Raw genomic sequence first — 16,044 nt, 5'->3', positions numbered from 1 at the left:
CTCTGTGAACAACCTGATTCGTATCGCCCTGCTGGGGCTGGTCATGCTGGTCGGTAGCGTCCAGGCGGCCGACCCGCTGGTGATCTCCCAGGGCGCTGACCGCGCCACGCCCATCGCCGTCGTGCCGTTCGGCTGGCAGGGCGGTTCGGTACTGCCTGAAGACATGTCGCAGATCATCGGCAACGACCTGCGCAACTCCGGCTACTTCGAGCCGATCCCGCGGCAGAACATGATCAGCCTGCCGACCCAGGCCAGCGAAGTCATCTACCGCGACTGGAAAGCGCTCGGCGCCCAATATGTGCTGGTCGGCAACATCGTGCCCAACGGTGGCCGATTGCAGATTCAGTACGCGCTGTTCAACGTCAGTACCGAGCAGCAGGTCATGACCGGCAATGTCGGTGGTGGCACCGATCAGCTGCGTGATATGGCTCACCATATCGCCGACCAGTCGTTCGAGAAGCTTACCGGCGTCAAGGGCGCGTTCTCCACGCGCCTGCTGTACGTCACTGCCGAGCGCATGGGGACCAACAACACCCGTTACACCCTGCAGCGCTCCGACTACGACGGTGCCCGTGCGGTGACCCTGCTGCAATCCCGTGAACCGATTCTGTCGCCGTCGTTCGCGCCGGATGGCCGTCGCATCGCCTACGTATCGTTCGAGCAGCGTCGTCCGCGCATCTTCGTGCAGCATATCGATACCGGTCGCCGCGAACAGATCACCAATTTCGAAGGTCTTAACGGCGCGCCGGCCTGGTCGCCGGATGGCAACCGCCTGGCCTTCGTGCTGTCCAAGGACGGCAATCCGGAAATCTACGTGATGGACATGGGCAGCCGGCAGATGCGCCGCGTCACCAACCATTACGCCATCGATACCGAACCCTTCTGGGGTAAGGATGGTCAGACCCTTTACTTCACCTCGGATCGTGCGGGTCGTCCGCAGATCTACAAGACCAACATCAATAGCGGGGCAGTGGAGCGAGTGACCTTCGTCGGTAACTACAACGCCAACCCGAAATTGTCGGCTGATGAGAAGACCCTGGTGATGATTCATCGTCAGGATGGCTTCACCGTGTTCAAGGTGGCTGCACAGGACCTGGAAACCAACCGTCTGCGCATACTTTCAGACACAAGTTTGGATGAGTCGCCCACTGTTGCGCCCAATGGCACCATGCTAATCTACGCCACCCGCCAGCAGGGCCGGGGAGTCTTGATGTTGGCGTCCACCAATGGACGCGTGAGGCTCCCTCTTCCTACCGCTCAAGGCGAAGTTCGAGAGCCTTCTTGGTCCCCTTACCTGAACTGATGCGGCGTTACACCTTTTTGCTTAACACAACTGGGGTTCATTAGGAGTTACATGATGGAAATGCTGAAATTCGGTAAGTTCGCTGCACTGTCCCTGGCTCTCGCCGTTGCCGTAGGTTGCTCCTCCAAAGGCGGCGACGCTGCTGGCGAAGGCGCTGTCGACCCGAACGCTGGCTACGGTGCCAACACTGGCGCTGTTGATGGCAGCCTGAGCGAAGAAGCTGCTCTGCGCGCTATCACCACCTTCTACTTCGAGTACGACAGCTCCGACCTGAAGGCCGAAGCCATGCGCGCTCTGGACGTACACGCCAAGGACCTGAAAGGCAACGGCGCTCGCGTCGTTCTGGAAGGCCACGCTGACGAGCGCGGTACCCGTGAGTACAACATGGCTCTGGGCGAGCGTCGTGCCAAGGCCGTGCAACGCTACCTGGTTCTGCAGGGCGTTTCCCCTGCTCAGCTGGAACTGGTTTCCTACGGCGAAGAGCGTCCGGTTGCCACTGGCAACGACGAGCAGTCCTGGGCTCAGAACCGTCGCGTAGAGCTGCGTAAGTAAGCTGCCATGCGTGATTGCCGCCGTATCCTGACCCTTCTGACACTCGCCTTGCCGCTCGCGGCGATGGCGGAGGTTCCCGTACTGGAAAGCAGCTCCATGCAACAGGGCAGCAGCTATCCACCGGCGGGTTACGGAACGGCCGGCTCCTTCGCCGGAGCGGGTGCGCAAGCACCCGCTTCTGCGCAGGGTATGCTGTTCAACCAGCTCGAGCAGATGCAGCAGGAAATTGCGCAACTGCGTGGCATGGTCGAAGAGCAGCAGAATGAAATCCAGCGCCTCAAGCAGGAAGGCCTGGAGCGTTACCAGGATCTGGACCAACGCATTTCCTCCGGCGCCGCTGCCGGTGGAGCTCCCGCACAGAATTCAGCCAATGGCGCGGTAAACGCCAATGGCACCCCGACGCCACCTGCCGCACAGCAGCAGGCCAGCGCCGAGCCGGGTGACCCGGCCAAGGAAAAACTCTATTACGACGCAGCCTTCGACCTGATCAAGGCCAAGGACTTCGACAAGGCGTCGCAGGCGTTCAGCGCCTTTCTCAATCGTTATCCCAACAGCCAGTACGCGGGTAATGCCCAGTACTGGTTGGGCGAGGTAAATCTGGCCAAGGGCGACCTGCAGGCAGCCGGTCAAGCCTTTGCCAAGGTCAGCCAGGCCTACCCGAGCCACGCCAAGGTGCCGGATTCGCTGTTCAAGCTGGCCGATGTCGAACGTCGCCTGGGGCACAACGACAAGGCCCGTGGCATCCTGCAGCAAGTCATCGCGCAGTACCCGGGTAGCTCGGCCGCGCAGTTGGCTCAGCGCGACCTGCAACGGCTGTAAATCGAGATTCGATGAATAAACCCGCGCCCGTCGCGGGTTTTTCTTATCTGGTCTCGCGTGATCCATTAGAATGCGCGCTCGCATGTGCGGCGGGGTTTCAGCTCGGCTGATGTCCTTGTTGCCATGCCTTGTCGAATGTCGGCCGATGTCGACGTTCCTGTCTTTCCACGCAACGGAAGCGGATGGCCTGTTTCGTCATCACGCTCGTGGCTACCATGCAAGAAACCCTGCGCATCACCGAGATTTTCTACTCGTTGCAGGGGGAGACGCGTACCGCTGGCTTGCCAACGGTATTCGTGCGCCTTACCGGCTGCCCCCTGCGCTGTCAGTACTGTGACACCGCCTACGCCTTCAGCGGCGGCGAGATCGTCACGCTGGACAGTATCCTCGATCAGGTGGCCGCCTATCGGCCGCGTTACGTCTGCGTCACCGGCGGCGAACCGCTGGCTCAGCCCAACTGCATTGGCTTGCTCACACGTCTGTGCGACGCCGGTTACGAGGTGTCTCTGGAAACCAGTGGCGCGCTCGACGTGTCCGCGGTCGATCCGCGGGTCAGCAAGGTCCTCGATCTGAAAACGCCCGGCTCGGCGGAAGTTCAGCGCAATCGCTACGAGAATGTCCAGTGGCTGACACGCAACGATCAGGTCAAGTTCGTCATCTGCTCGCGAGAAGACTACGACTGGGCGGTATCCAAGTTGATCGAGTACGACCTGGCTGCCCGAGCCGGCGAAGTGCTGTTCTCGCCCAGTCACAAGCAGGTAGACGCGCGTGCGTTGGCCGACTGGATCGTGGCCGACAACCTGCCCGTACGCCTGCAACTGCAGCTGCACAAGATCCTCTGGAACGACGAGCCGGGACACTGAACATGAACGACAAGAAAGCGGTCATCCTCCTTTCCGGCGGCCTGGACTCGGCCACCGTGGTGGCCATGGCCAAAGCCGAGGGCTACAGCTGCTACAGCATGAGTTTCGATTACGGCCAGCGCCATCGCGCCGAGCTGCAGGCAGCCGAGCGGGTGGCGCGGCAACTGGGCGTGGTCGAGCACAAGGTGATCGGCCTCAATCTCAACGGCATCGGCGGTTCGGCGCTGACCGATAGCAGCATCGCCGTGCCTGAGTCCCCGACCGAGGGCATCCCCGCGACCTACGTACCGGCACGCAATACGGTGTTTCTCGCACTCGCGCTGGGCTGGGCCGAGGTGCTCGAGGCGCGCGATATCTTCATTGGCGTCAATGCCGTGGATTATTCGGGCTATCCCGATTGCCGGCCGGAGTTCGTAGAGGCCTTCGAGCGCATGGCCAACCTGGCGACCAAGGCGGGTGTGGAAGGGCAGGGCTTTGTCATCCGCGCACCGCTGCAGCAGATGAGCAAGGGCGAAATCATTCAGGCCGGTATGCGCCTGGGGGTGGATTACGCGCTCACGGTCTCCTGCTACCAGGCCGACGATGATGGCCGCGCCTGTGGCAAGTGCGACAGCTGCCGCCTGCGCGCAGCCGGTTTTGCCGCGGCAGGTGTGCCCGATGCAACGCGCTACTTCTGAAAAAGTTTTCGCGAAGTGTTGATTTCCTGAATTAAATCAGTATCATGCGCCTCGCGTTGGGTCGTTAGCTCAGTTGGTAGAGCAGTTGGCTTTTAACCAATTGGTCGTAGGTTCGAATCCTACACGACCCACCATCCTTTCAGGGATTTCCAGTCTTTTCACTGGTTTTTCCCATAACAGAGAAGTCCGCCCTTGCAGGCGGACTTTTTTGTTTCTGCTCCTCCCAATCATCTTGCCTGACTGAGTGAGCCGATCTCATCGGCGGCCACCCAGGCATGTGCTCTGTACTGTTCGATGCCCCGCGCCTTGGCACGCAAGCGCAGCCTCACGTCATCGCCGAGCTGCGTGCATTCGTACAGCTCGAAGCCTGGGGCCAGTGCGAGGGAATCTGGCGACAAGCCTTCGATCAAGGGCCGAGCGTTGGCTCCCAGCAAGCGTGGCGCCACATAGAGCAGTAGCTCGTCGACCAAGCCGGCTTTGATCAGCGCTCCACCCAGGCGGGCTCCCGCTTCGACGAACAGATCGTGGATGGAGCGTTCGCCAAGAACCTCCATCAACTCCCAGAGCATCTTCTCGTCATCTCTGGCCAGCAGCGGCAAGCGCTCTACGTGATCGGCCAGATCCGTAGCGGGAGGGTTGTCGTAACGATGGGCGACGAGGGTGGGGGCCTGGGTATCGAAGACCCTGGCCTGCGCCGGGACTCGCGACCAGCGATCCAGCACGATTCGTTTCACCGGCGGTACCGGCTGATCGAAAGGAATGCGCACGGTCAGTTGCGGGTCGTCCGCCAGCACGGTTGCGCTGCTGGTCAGAATGGCCGAGCTGGCTTGTCGCCATAGTTGCACGTCATGCCGGGAGGCCTCGCTGGTGATCCACTTGGATTCGCCATCGGCCAGGGCGGTGCGCCCATCCAGGCTCATGCCATATTTCAGGCGCACCCAGGGCCGACCGCGCCGAGCATTGGAAAGAAAGCCCAGGTTGAGTGCCTCTGCCTCTTCGCGCAGCAAGCCCACTTCTACCTCGATACCCGCCTCGCGCAGCAGCCGCAGGCCATTGCCGTCGACCTGGTGAAAGGGATCCTGGCAAGCCACCACGGCGCGGCGGATGCCGGCCTCGATCAAGGCAAGGCTGCAAGGTGGGGTACGTCCGTAATGGGCGCACGGCTCGAGCGTGATGTAGGCGGTAGCACCCTTCGCCGCGGCACCGGCCTGTTGCAAGGCGAAGACTTCGGCATGGGGGCCTCCTGCCCGCTGGTGCCAACCTTCGCCGACGATCCGACCCTCGTGCGCCAATACACAGCCCACGCGAGGGTTGGGATGGGTGCTGTAACGTCCTCGGCTGGCGAGTTCCAGAGCACGAGCCATGCAGCGTCGATCTGTTTCGATGAAATTCATTGCAATGATCCATGCCTGCGCTGCCGGGGCGGCGCAGGGCGCGTGGTGCCTACGAGGTGCAAGCACCCCGCAGGCGGGTGGCGTTTCAGGCTCGAGCCTCGATGGGATACAGATGCCCGTCGTAGGAACTGGCGATGAAGGCCTCCGTCTCCGGCGAGTAGGTGATGCAGGAGATGCCACTGGTGGTCGGTTTGCGCTGGATGACCCAGCGCTGCGTTTCCAGATCGAACAACGCCACCGTGCCACCATAGCTGCCAGTGGCGATCAGCTTGCGGTCCGGTGAAGCGGCGATGCATTTGACCGAGTGCAGGTGCGGGGTCTTGAACACCTCGCTCTTGCCGGCACGCCACAGGCGCAGCTTGAGATCGCGCCCCACGCTGGCGAAGCCGCCGTCGATAGTGGTGCAGGCGTTGGAGATGCGCTCATGAGCAAGCTCGCTGTAGGCGTGCTCGCTGAAGTCGGAGATGCGATGGAACGCGGCGGCCGTATTGGCACAGACGCTGAAGAGGAACTCCTCATCGGCGGATATGCCTTTGATGGCGTTGTCGTGCATCAGAATCTCGCCCTGATGGATCACTTCGCCCTGGTCATCCAGGGCAAACACCAGCGCCTCGCCGGTATAGGTGCCGATTGCCGCGTGTGGTCGACAGTCGCGCAGGAATGCCGTGCCGCAATTGAGTGGCGAACGATGCTGGTAGATCAGCTTGCCGCTTACCGCATCGAACACCTGGCCCATCTGGCCGCCGGTCAGAATGGCGTCGCCAAAGGGCAGCAGGAAATTGCACAGGCTGCCGATCAGCGTGCTCGGCTTGCCGTTGACCAGCAGCAGGCCGGCATCCCCGATGGCGTAGGTATTGCCTTGATGCACGGCGACGGCATTCAGGCTGATGGCCTGCTCGATGCCCTCGAGATCCCATTCGTTGGTGACGTGGTTCCACACGCCGTAGGACGAACCGAAGGTGACGAAGGCGATATGCCGTTCGCCGAGGAAGGTGCAGCTACGTGGCCAGATGAGATTGGGCAGGGAGCTTTCGGCGAGTTTCCTTAGCTCACCGTTGCCGAGTGCGTGCCAGAGCACCACCGAGCGATCGTAGCTGAGGCTGATCAACCAGCGTTTGCGATCATCCCAGACGACTCGCTTGACCCCGGCGGCATGGGCCTGATGGCGACGCTGGCCGCTCTTGTCGATGATGGTCAGGCGTCCTTCATCGTCACCCGCGAAGATGGTGCCGTCGCTGGCCAGGGCGATGGTATCGGTTTCCACTCCGCCCAGGTCGATGCTCTCGAGCTGGACACCGCGCTGGACGTCCCAGCGGCGAATGGTGCCGTCGTCGCTGCTGGAAACCAGGCTGGCGCCGTCGGCTGCCCAGCTCACCGAAATGACATCGGCTTGGTGGCCGCGCAGCACATGACGGCACTGGCCGCTGGCGACATCGAACAGGCGGATGCTGTGGTCGCGTGAGCAGGTGGAGACGGTATCGCCGGCTGGGTTGAAGACGGCCATTTCGATATCGTCTTCATGGCCGATGAGCGCCGCTTTCAAGCGCATGCTCGGGACTTCCCAGATGCGGGCGCTATAGTCGCTGCTGGCGCTTACCAGCAGTTTGCCGTCCGGGCTGAAGGCGCACTGGTTGGCGAGGTGGTCATGGAAGACCCGGTGGATGGCTTGCTTGGTTCGCGCGTCCCACAGGATGACCTGGTTGTCATAACCGGCAGTGGCGACGTAGCGCTCCTGAAAACTGGCGATGCCGCTGATGGGGGCAAAATGTTTCATCGCAGAACTCCTTGTATGTCAAACCGGCAGATCGAGCTTGATGGCGTGATTCTTTTTCTGGGCCTTGGCCAGCAGGTAATTACGGTTGTGCGCGGTCACGAAGATGCCCGTGGGAATCACCTCGTCAACCTGCAGGCCGAACGCGTGCAGCGCCTTGACCTTTTCCGGGTTGTTGGTCATCAGGCGGCAGCGTTTGACACCCAGCGCCGCGAGCATCTGCGCCGCGACGGTGAAGTCGCGTCCGTCATCGGGGAAGCTCAGTTGGCGATTGGCCTCGAAGGTATCCAGCCCGCCGTCCTGCAGGCGGTAGGCGGCCAACTTGGCGTACAGCCCGATGCCCCGGCCTTCCTGGCGTAGATAGAGCAATACGCCGCCTTCTTCGCTCATGCGCTCCAAGGCTTCGTTCAACTGGGCGCCGCAGTCGCAGCGATGGGAGCCGAAGATGTCGCCCGTCAGGCATTCGGAGTGCACTCTGACCAGAGGCGACTCCTGCTCCAGGGAGCCCATGACGATGGCAACATGTTCTTCGGGGGATTCAAGCCCATCGAAGGAAAAGAACTTTCCTACATGGCCATTGGGCAGGATCGGGATTTCGACGCAATTTCTTATACGGTATGCACACATAGCGGAATCTCTCTGGAAACAGGCAACGGATGTGCTGGCTGCAAGGCTCAGAGGCTCTCGGCCAGGCGAAAGCCCATCACGTAGATCGGTCTGGGAAACTTTCCGTGGCGCCGCGTGGCGCGTGCCAGATCACGGAAACGGGAAAAGCTCCCGCCGCGGGCGACCCGATGGTTCCCTACGGCGGCGATCAGGTCGTCGTTCACCTGCTCCCCTCCCGGATACGGGCGGTAATCGTCGGCTACGTATTCCTCGACGTTGCCGGCCATGTCCAGGCAGCCGAACGGCGAGGCACCGCAAGCGAACAGGCCCACAGGCGTGGTCTGCAACAGGCCGGCTTCGGCGGTATTGGCGTGGTCTGGCAGGAACTGCTGCCCCCAGGGGTATTCGAGGTTCTGCGGCCCGGCGGCGGCATACTCCCACTCGGCTTCGCTGGGCAGGCGGAAGCACCGGCCGGTCGTCTCCGCCAGCCAGGTGGCATAGCAATCGGCATCCTCCGCGCGCAGGCCGCTGACCGGGTGATTGGCCTGCTCGGCGGGATAGCGCCCGAGGAACCAGTTGTCCGGCAGGCGCTGCTCGCCGCTTAGTTGCAGAAAGGTTCGATATTCCAGGTTGGTCACCGGGTAGCGGGCGATCCGGTAGGGCTCGAGCCGCACGCGGTGACGCGGTGTCTCCTTGGCGATCCATTGGCGGTCGAGATTGAGATCCGCCAATCTATCCATGATGGCGTCCAGCTCGGCCGTATCCAGGCCGATGCAAACCTCGCCGCCATGCACGTCGAGCATCTGCGGGGTGAGGGCATCCAGGCGTGGGTCGCCGTACAGGGCGAGCAGACGCCCGGCCTGATAGCGCCGAGCCAGTGGTTCGTCTTGGCTTTCCAGCAGTGCCACCAGGCGCAGCCTGTCGAACTGGGCCAGAGCACGCAATTGATCTTCCGGCAGATGCAGTTCACGCGTGGCGGTGTAGGACTCGGGAAGTCCCAGCAAGGCCCGGTCGCTCAATTCCGGTGAAGCCTTCGCCAGGAAAGGAGGTGAGTAGAAATGCTTTTCCATTGCCATCTTATCGCTCTCCATTAAATTAATATCAGGCAACGACTATGGCTTAAAGCCGGCAGGTCAAGCCGGTCTGCAGGCAGTTTTCCTGGAAGGTATCCCAGAAGCCCGGGGTATAACGTTTGATATCGCTGTCCAGGAGCATGGGCTTTTGCCAATGCACTTCACGAAGTCCGGCGTCGGCCATGGCCGCGTCGTAGTCCTCGCGGCTCCAGCGGAAGAAGGTGAAGGGGCTGGGTGGGGTGGTGACGAACTCGGCCTGATGACGGAAACCCTCTCCCCACGGCTCTTCGGTTAGTACATTGACTCCGTAATTGGTGAAGTTTCCCTTGGCCAGTTGGAAGTCCGGTTCGACCGTATAGGCGACGAGGCGCCCTGACGGTTTCAGGTTGTTGGCCACGGCCTTGAACATCTTTTTCATGTCATCCAGAGATTCGGCGTAATTGAACAACCAGGCCGCCATCACCATGTCGAACTTGCCAAACGACTCCATGTTGCAGACGTTACGTACATGAAATTCGATGGTGTCGCCGTTCTTGCGTGACTCTTCTCGAGCCAGGTCGATCATCTTTTCCGAAATATCCACGCCGACCACGTGGCTTGCGCCTTTCCTGAGCAGTTCACGGCCGAAGAAACCATATCCGCAGGCCAGATCCAGAACACTCTGGCCTTTCACGTCCCCTGCCATGTGCATCAGCGTGCGCACTTCAACCGCACGTTGAGCAGCAGTGTCGGTAAAGTTCTCGAAGAGTCCGCCGATCGAGTCGTAGGTCGATTTATTTTTCATCTCAAGTGTCTCTTGTCATGGCATTGAAATAGTGAGCCTTTGCTCTGCACTAACAGAACGGGGCACAATCATTCAACTTAAGGGTGCACCAGGGTGCACCAGGGTGTAATGGCAAAGTGATTGTCGGTTCACACATCTGGCAGGCAGTTAATTGAAGCGAAATCATTCGCGACGCGAATAGATATAGGGGAGTTCTCAGGGGGGTTCCAATTCTTTTGCTGCATCATGAATATTCTTGCGGCGAATCAATCGTTATTTGTAATGCGCAAGTTAATCTACTATTGCACTGCTTTAGAAAGGCGCGCGATATGCAGCAAGGGGTGAGGCGCAGCACTGAACTGCGATAAAAGAACAGTAATGGATGGCCGCCGTGGGCAAAAGGGCGAAGATCGGCGCTTACGGGAAATGAAGGATTTATTTAATCAATATCCATATCCAACTCAGCCATCATTCGCCACGCGCATGATCATTTGTCTCAACCACGAATGCGCGGGATCGCCTTCGCGGCGTTGATGCCAGATCAGATCGAAGTCGAAAGGCTCGATCGCCAGCGGTGGCTCAAACACCCGCAATCGCGGATCCACTTCAACCGACTCGAGGCTGCGCCGGGCCACGGTGAGAATCAGGTCGGTGCCGGCGATCAGCTCGTTGGCCACGCCCCAGTGCGGCAGGATCATCGCGATTCGCCTGTGCAAACCTTCCCGCGCTAATGCACGGTCGATTTCGTTGTCACCGCCCGAGCGCATGGCCACCAGGACGTGCGGACGTGCCAGCCAGGCTTCGCGATCGAGCACGCCGCTTTCTGGCAGGGTCGACGAGTCGGCCAGGCAGGCGAAGCGCTCGACGAACAGCGTACGCATGCGCAGCTTGTCCGAGTTCTGCCCCGGAAATACACCGAGCGCCATATCCGTTTCGCCATCGATCACATCGGCCAGCATCGACTCCCGGCTGGCCTGGTTGACGACGAGGTCGATGCCTGGCGCGATGGCACGTAGCGAGCGGGTCAGGCCTGGCAGCAGCACGCGTGCGCCGTAATCCGACATGGCCAGGCGAAATGCCCGCTGCGCGCGGGTGGGATCGAACTGTGGCGGATCGAGCAGCGCGCCCAGTTGATCCAGGGAGTCGGTCAGCGGCTGCATCAACTCGCTCGCCCGTGTGGTCAGCTCGAGCTTGCCCGAACGTCGGATCAGCAAGGGGTCATCGAACAGCTTGCGCAGATGAGCCAACGAATGGCTGACCGCCGGCTGGCTCTTGTGCAGGCGCAAGGCCGCCCGTGAGATGTGTTTCTCCAGCAGCAAGGCATGCAGGGTGACCAGGAGATTGAGATCGATGCGCCTAAGTTTATTCATGTGAAGAATATCCATTAAAAGAAATATGAATTTCCATTCAGGATATTAATACGTAAAAGTTCTTCCCAGGACAACCTATGACCTTGGAGTGATCGCATGTCTTCTCCGCTTTCTCTCGCTGGCGCCGCGCTGGCCCTGGCCGCCCTGGTCGCCGGAGCCCTGGTGCCATTCCAGGCCGGTAGCAACGCTGCGCTGGGACGGGCACTCGGCCACCCCTTGTGGGCAACCGTGGCCTCGCTGCTGGTCAGCCTGCTCGTCGTGCTGCCGGTCATTCTGGCCATGAGGGCGCCCGCGCCATTGCTCGGTCAGGCTGGCGCGCTCCCTCTGTGGGCCTGGTTCGGTGGCGTCGCCGGGGTCATCTACATCACCTCGGCGCTGATGCTGACTCCCCGCCTGGGCGCCACCGGCTTCATCGTCTGCGTGATCGCGGGGCAGATGCTCACTTCTTTGCTGATCGACCACTTCGGCCTGATGGGGCTTGCGGTGAAAGAGGCTAATCCGGGTCGTGTCGGCGGGGTCGTGCTGATCTTCGCCGGCATGCTCATGGTGCAGTGGTTCACGGATCGTTAGCAGGCACGGGGTCATTGCGATAGCCACCATCAACGCATCCTCAAACGCGGGAGACTTACAGGATGAAGACCTCGCTCGCTCTTGCAGTGGCCGTTCTGGGTACGGCTTCGCTGGCGGCCTGGAGCCTCTGGCCGGTGCAGGCCAAAGAGGCTGAGGCGGACATGCAGCCCAGGGTGAAGGTCGCCTTGAGTCAGGTCGAGCGCCAGGAAATGCCGCGCTATTACAACAGTATCGGTACCCTGGAAGCCGTCAGCCAGGTACAGGTGACCGCGGAAGTGCCGGGTCGGGTGGCTGCCTTGCATTTCGATTCAGGGCAGAGGGTCGAGGCCGGGCAACTGTTGATCAGCCTCAATGACGCGCCGGAGAAGGCGCAAAGACGACGCCTGGAGGCCGTGCTGCGCAATGCCGAGCAGCGTCTGCAACGCATTTCCAAACTGGCGCCCGGTGGTGCGGCTAGCCGCGAGCAACTCGACCAGGCCCGTGCCGATCGTGATGCGGCCCGGGGTGAGTTGGAGCAGGTCAATGCGCTGATCGCGCAGAAGAATATCCGTGCGCCTTTCAGCGGCGAATTGGGCCTGCGGCAGGTTCACCTGGGGCAATACCTCAACCCCGGCGACTCCATCGCCAACCTCAGCGACAATAGTCACCTGCGGGTCAATTTTTCCCTTGATGAACAGGCCCGCACCGAGCTTGAGCTGGGGCAGGTCGTCGAACTGCGTTTTCATGCACGCCCGGATCAGCTCTTCGAGGCGAGCATCAATGCCATCGACCCTATCCTCGACGATGCGCGGATGATCCGCGTTCAGGCCAGCCTGGACGGTGGCGACAACCATCTTGCCGCCGGGATGTTCGCCGATGCCCGGGTACGCCGCCCCAGCCGTGGCAAGACGCTGAGCGTTCCGCAAACCGCCGTTGTGGCGACCGCCTATGGCGACATGGCGTTCGTCGCCCGCGAGGAGGACGGCGTGCTGCGTGCCAAGCGCGTGCTGGTACGCACCGGCGAGGCCTGGAACGAACGGGTGGAGGTGCTCAAGGGGCTACAGGCCAACGAGCGAGTGGTGGTGTCCGGGCAAATCAAGCTGAGCGACGATACGCCCCTGCAAGTGCTGTCCCGAAACAGCCTGGACGATGCCACCGGGCAGAGTGAGCAGCCATGAAGTTCACCGACCTGTTCATCCTGCGGCCGGTTCTGTCGCTGGTGGTCAACGCACTCGTCCTGTTGTTGGGGGTGCTGGCGCTGGAACACCTGCCGATTCGCCAATACCCCTTGCTGGAAAATGCCACGATCAGGATCACCACCGAATACCCAGGTGCTCCGGCCGAACTCATGCAAGGTTTCGTCACCCAGCCGATTGCTCAGGCGCTGGCGTCGGTGGAAGGGGTGGATTATCTGAGTTCTTCCTCGGTTCAGGGCAAGAGTGCGATCGATGTGCGCCTGCGTCTGGGACAGGACTCGACCCAGGCTCTCATCGAGGTGATGGCTCGGGTCAATCAGGTGCGCTATCGCCTGCCAGAAGAAGCTTACGATCCGGTGATCGAGCGCTCCAGTGGCGACTCCACCGCTGTTGCCTACGTTGGCTTCTCGAGCCAGGAGCTGGCCACCCCGGCGCTGACCGATTACCTGTCGCGCGTGGTGGAACCGATGTTCTCCTCGATCGATGGCGTCGCCAAGGTGGAAACCTTCGGCGGCCAGCGCATGGCCATGCGCCTCTGGCTCGACCCGGCGCGCCTGGCCGCGCGCGGGCTCACTGCCGAGGAGGTGGCGGCGGCGATTCGCGCCGAGAACTACCAGGCCGCGCCAGGCAAGATCAAAGGTCAGTATCGGGTTTCCGCTATCGAAGTGGATACCGATCTGACCAGCGTCGAGCAGTTTCGGGAGATGGTGATCCACAGCGACGCCCGTGGTCTGGTGCGGATCAAGGATGTAGGCACCGTCGAGCTGGGCGCGGCTGCCAGCGAAACCAGTGCGCTGATGGATGCTCGGCCGGCGGTGCACCTGGGCGTATTCGCCGCGCCGCGTGGCAACCCGCTGGTGATAGTCGAAGGGATCAAGCAACGCTTGCCGGAGATCCGCAAGACGCTGCCGCCAGGTGTCGAGGTCGAGTTGGCATTCGAGACCGCGCGTTTCATCCAGGCTTCCATCAATGAGGTCATGCACACCCTGATCGAGGCGCTGTTGATCGTCGTGGTGGTCATCTACTTCTGCCTCGGCTCGTTTCGCACGGTGCTCATCCCGATCATGGCCATCCCCTTGTCGATGCTCGGCGCCGCCGGGCTGATGCTGGCCTTCGGCTTCAGCATCAACCTGCTGACCCTGCTGGCGATGGTGCTGGCCATCGGCCTGGTGGTGGACGATGCCATCGTCGTGGTGGAAAACACCCATCGACACATGGCCGCAGGCAAGTCGGCGGTGGTCGCGGCCCTGCTCGGCGCACGGGAGGTGGCCGGGCCGGTGATCGCCATGACGTTGACCCTGGCTGCGGTATACGCCCCGATTGCCTTCATGGGCGGGCTGACCGGCGCCCTGTTTCGTGAATTCGCCCTGAGCCTGGCGGGCGCCGTGCTGATCTCCGGCATCGTGGCCCTGACCCTTTCCCCCGTGATGGCCTCCATGCTGCTGCGTCACGATCAGGATAGCCGCGTGGCACAGGGGGCGAATCGCTTCTTCGAGTCCCTTGCGCAGCGCTACGGCAACCTGTTGCAGCGCTCGCTGGCGCATCGAGGTATTTCCCTGACGGTTGCCGTGATCGTGCTGGGCAGCCTGCCGTTGCTCTACCAGCAGGCGCAGCGTGAGCTGGCGCCCGTGGAGGATCAGGCAAGCATCCTCGCCGCCATCAAGGCGCCGCAATACGCCAACCTGGCCTATAGCGAACTGTTCTCCCGCAAGCTCGATTCGGTATTCCAGGAGCTGCCGGAAACCACCAGCCGCTGGATCATCAACGGCACCGACGGGCCGGCCACCAGTTTCGGTGGCATCAACCTGTCCGCCTGGGATGAACGCGAGCGCGACGCCTCGGCGATCCAGGCCGATCTCCAGCAGAGGGTCGGCGATGTGGAAGGCACCAGCATCTTCGTCTTCCAATTGCCCCCCTTGCCCGGCTCCACAGGGGGCATGCCGGTACAACTGGTGCTGCGCGCGTCGCAGGACTACCGGGTCTTGTATGACAGCATGGAAACGCTGAAGCGCAAGGCCCGTGACAGTGGCCTGTTCGCCGCGGTGGACAGCGACCTGGATTACAACAATCCGGTGCTGCGCCTGCGTGTCGATCGTGACAAGGCCAATGCCATTGGCGTGCGCATGAGCGACATCGGCCAATCCCTGGCGGTGCTGGTCGGCGAGAACTACGTCAACCGCTTTGGCTTTCAGGGGCGTTCCTATGACGTCATCCCGCAGAGCTCGCGTGAGCTGCGGATGAGTGCCGAGGCCCTGGGGCAGCAATACGTGCGCAGCCGTGATGGGCGCTTGGTGCCGCTGTCCTCTCTGGTGCAGGTGGAAGAGAAGATCGAACCCAACAAGCTGACCCAGTTCAACCAGCAGAACTCGGCAACGCTCCAGGCCATTCCTGCGCCTGGGGTCAGCCTCGGTCAGTGCGTGGCCTTCCTGGAGCAAGCCAGCGCCGATTTGCCGGTGGGCTTCACCCTGGACTGGCAGGCCGACTCACGGCAGTACGTACAGGAAGGCAATACCCTGGCGTTCGCCTTCGCGCTTGCGGTGATCGTCATTTATCTGGTGCTGGCCGCTCAGTACGAGAGCCTGGTGGATCCCCTGATAATCCTGTTCACCGTGCCATTATCCATCTGCGGTGCGCTGATTCCCCTGGCCTTGGGGCTGGCGACGCTGAACATCTACACCCAGATAGGTCTGGTCACCCTGATCGGTCTGATCAGCAAGCACGGCATTCTCATGGTGGTCTTCGCCAACGAGATACAGGTCAGGGAAGGGCTCGATCGTCATGCCGCCATACTGCGTGCTGCACGCATTCGCCTGCGGCCGATCCTGATGACCACTGCGGCGATGGTCGTGGGCCTCATCCCACTGCTGTTCGCCAGCGGTGCCGGGGCTCATAGTCGGCAAGGCCTGGGGCTGGTGATCGTCTGCGGAATGCTCATGGGCACCGCCTTCACGCTGTTCATCCTGCCCACGGCCTACAGCTTGCTGGCCCGAGATCATCGGGCGCTGGAACTCGATCCAAGAACCGTCGAGTTGAAACAGGTAACGCAATGAGGCACTGCAAGGCGCCTGGCAACTCAGCCACGACCTCGCTTGGTGCCTTGCCGTAAGC

The 16,044-nt window shown here is 61.6% G+C and carries 14 protein-coding genes and 1 tRNA gene; 9 read left to right on the top strand and 6 right to left on the bottom strand.

Annotated elements, in window-relative coordinates:
• Nucleotides 1–4 precede the first annotated feature (4 nt).
• From tolB to BLR77_RS03930, 6 genes are all read left to right on the top strand, one after another.
• Nucleotides 5–1,303 (top strand): Tol-Pal system beta propeller repeat protein TolB, encoded by a 1,299-nt coding sequence (gene tolB / locus BLR77_RS03955; RefSeq protein WP_017677953.1) that lies wholly within the window; start codon nucleotides 5–7, stop codon nucleotides 1,301–1,303.
• A 54-nt stretch (nucleotides 1,304–1,357) separates the two neighbouring features.
• Entirely contained in the window at nucleotides 1,358–1,855 is a 498-nt protein-coding gene (gene pal / locus BLR77_RS03950; protein WP_003241687.1) for a peptidoglycan-associated lipoprotein Pal, read from the top strand.
• Nucleotides 1,856–1,861: 6 nt separating this feature from the next.
• Complete coding sequence (gene ybgF, locus BLR77_RS03945) at nucleotides 1,862–2,674, top strand: tol-pal system protein YbgF (RefSeq protein ID WP_074675561.1); 813 nt, start codon at nucleotides 1,862–1,864, stop codon at nucleotides 2,672–2,674.
• A 215-nt stretch (nucleotides 2,675–2,889) separates the two neighbouring features.
• Nucleotides 2,890–3,537, top strand: a complete 648-nt coding sequence (queE, locus tag BLR77_RS03940; protein ID WP_074676760.1) for a 7-carboxy-7-deazaguanine synthase QueE — start codon at nucleotides 2,890–2,892, stop codon at nucleotides 3,535–3,537.
• Nucleotides 3,538–3,539: 2 nt separating this feature from the next.
• Complete coding sequence (queC, locus tag BLR77_RS03935; protein WP_074675560.1) at nucleotides 3,540–4,214, top strand: 7-cyano-7-deazaguanine synthase QueC; 675 nt, start codon at nucleotides 3,540–3,542, stop codon at nucleotides 4,212–4,214.
• Nucleotides 4,215–4,272: 58 nt separating this feature from the next.
• Nucleotides 4,273–4,348, top strand: a tRNA-Lys gene (locus BLR77_RS03930).
• Nucleotides 4,349–4,441: 93 nt separating this feature from the next.
• Here the strand turns inward: BLR77_RS03930 and ribD are convergent.
• From ribD to BLR77_RS03900, 6 genes are all read right to left on the bottom strand, one after another.
• Nucleotides 4,442–5,608 (bottom strand): bifunctional diaminohydroxyphosphoribosylaminopyrimidine deaminase/5-amino-6-(5-phosphoribosylamino)uracil reductase RibD, encoded by a 1,167-nt coding sequence (gene ribD, locus BLR77_RS03925; protein WP_074675559.1) that lies wholly within the window; start codon nucleotides 5,606–5,608, stop codon nucleotides 4,442–4,444.
• An 85-nt stretch (nucleotides 5,609–5,693) separates the two neighbouring features.
• Nucleotides 5,694–7,382: a WD40 repeat domain-containing protein gene (locus BLR77_RS03920; RefSeq protein ID WP_074675558.1), complete on the bottom strand. Its 1,689-nt coding sequence runs from the start codon at nucleotides 7,380–7,382 to the stop codon at nucleotides 5,694–5,696.
• 18 nt (nucleotides 7,383–7,400) lie between these two features.
• On the bottom strand, nucleotides 7,401–8,006 hold the full coding sequence (gene ribA / locus BLR77_RS03915; protein ID WP_074675557.1) for a GTP cyclohydrolase II: 606 nt from the start codon (nucleotides 8,004–8,006) through the stop codon (nucleotides 7,401–7,403).
• A gap of 47 nt (nucleotides 8,007–8,053) precedes the next feature.
• On the bottom strand, nucleotides 8,054–9,061 hold the full coding sequence (locus BLR77_RS03910) for a formylglycine-generating enzyme family protein (RefSeq protein ID WP_074675556.1): 1,008 nt from the start codon (nucleotides 9,059–9,061) through the stop codon (nucleotides 8,054–8,056).
• A gap of 43 nt (nucleotides 9,062–9,104) precedes the next feature.
• Nucleotides 9,105–9,842 carry a class I SAM-dependent methyltransferase gene (locus tag BLR77_RS03905; protein WP_074675555.1) on the bottom strand — a complete coding sequence of 246 codons (738 nt, stop codon included), beginning with the start codon at nucleotides 9,840–9,842 and terminating at the stop codon, nucleotides 9,105–9,107.
• 440 nt (nucleotides 9,843–10,282) lie between these two features.
• Nucleotides 10,283–11,191 carry a LysR family transcriptional regulator gene (locus BLR77_RS03900; RefSeq protein ID WP_074675554.1) on the bottom strand — a complete coding sequence of 303 codons (909 nt, stop codon included), beginning with the start codon at nucleotides 11,189–11,191 and terminating at the stop codon, nucleotides 10,283–10,285.
• Nucleotides 11,192–11,287: 96 nt separating this feature from the next.
• Between BLR77_RS03900 and BLR77_RS03895 the strand changes: the two genes are divergently transcribed.
• From BLR77_RS03895 to BLR77_RS03885, 3 genes are all read left to right on the top strand, one after another.
• The gene (locus tag BLR77_RS03895) at nucleotides 11,288–11,761 is read left to right on the top strand and encodes a DMT family transporter (protein WP_074675553.1); all 474 of its coding nucleotides are present in this window, start codon (nucleotides 11,288–11,290) and stop codon (nucleotides 11,759–11,761) included.
• A gap of 62 nt (nucleotides 11,762–11,823) precedes the next feature.
• Nucleotides 11,824–12,918, top strand: coding sequence for an efflux RND transporter periplasmic adaptor subunit (locus tag BLR77_RS03890; protein ID WP_074675552.1), 1,095 nt, complete (start codon nucleotides 11,824–11,826; stop codon nucleotides 12,916–12,918).
• Nucleotides 12,915–15,986, top strand: a complete 3,072-nt coding sequence (locus BLR77_RS03885) for a MexW/MexI family multidrug efflux RND transporter permease subunit (protein WP_074675551.1) — start codon at nucleotides 12,915–12,917, stop codon at nucleotides 15,984–15,986. Before BLR77_RS03890 ends, BLR77_RS03885 begins: the two co-directional genes overlap by 4 nt.
• The last annotated feature ends 58 nt before the right edge of the window (nucleotides 15,987–16,044 follow it).

The organism is Ectopseudomonas alcaliphila, from assembly GCF_900101755.1.
Lineage (GTDB): Bacteria > Pseudomonadota > Gammaproteobacteria > Pseudomonadales > Pseudomonadaceae > Aquipseudomonas > Aquipseudomonas alcaliphila.
This window is presented reverse-complemented; position numbering and strand designations above follow the sequence as displayed.

Coding starts and splice junctions, on each gene's coding strand:
- BLR77_RS03920 (WP_074675558.1), bottom strand. CDS start 7,382: ATGAAACATTTTGCCCCCATCAGCGGCATCGCCAGTTTTCAGGAGCGC.
- pal (WP_003241687.1), top strand. CDS start 1,358: ATGGAAATGCTGAAATTCGGTAAGTTCGCTGCACTGTCCCTGGCTCTC.
- BLR77_RS03900 (WP_074675554.1), bottom strand. CDS start 11,191: ATGAATAAACTTAGGCGCATCGATCTCAATCTCCTGGTCACCCTGCAT.
- BLR77_RS03905 (WP_074675555.1), bottom strand. CDS start 9,842: ATGAAAAATAAATCGACCTACGACTCGATCGGCGGACTCTTCGAGAAC.
- BLR77_RS03885 (WP_074675551.1), top strand. CDS start 12,915: ATGAAGTTCACCGACCTGTTCATCCTGCGGCCGGTTCTGTCGCTGGTG.
- BLR77_RS03910 (WP_074675556.1), bottom strand. CDS start 9,061: ATGGCAATGGAAAAGCATTTCTACTCACCTCCTTTCCTGGCGAAGGCT.
- ribA (WP_074675557.1), bottom strand. CDS start 8,006: ATGTGTGCATACCGTATAAGAAATTGCGTCGAAATCCCGATCCTGCCC.
- BLR77_RS03895 (WP_074675553.1), top strand. CDS start 11,288: ATGTCTTCTCCGCTTTCTCTCGCTGGCGCCGCGCTGGCCCTGGCCGCC.
- queE (WP_074676760.1), top strand. CDS start 2,890: ATGCAAGAAACCCTGCGCATCACCGAGATTTTCTACTCGTTGCAGGGG.
- ybgF (WP_074675561.1), top strand. CDS start 1,862: ATGCGTGATTGCCGCCGTATCCTGACCCTTCTGACACTCGCCTTGCCG.
- BLR77_RS03890 (WP_074675552.1), top strand. CDS start 11,824: ATGAAGACCTCGCTCGCTCTTGCAGTGGCCGTTCTGGGTACGGCTTCG.
- ribD (WP_074675559.1), bottom strand. CDS start 5,608: ATGAATTTCATCGAAACAGATCGACGCTGCATGGCTCGTGCTCTGGAA.
- queC (WP_074675560.1), top strand. CDS start 3,540: ATGAACGACAAGAAAGCGGTCATCCTCCTTTCCGGCGGCCTGGACTCG.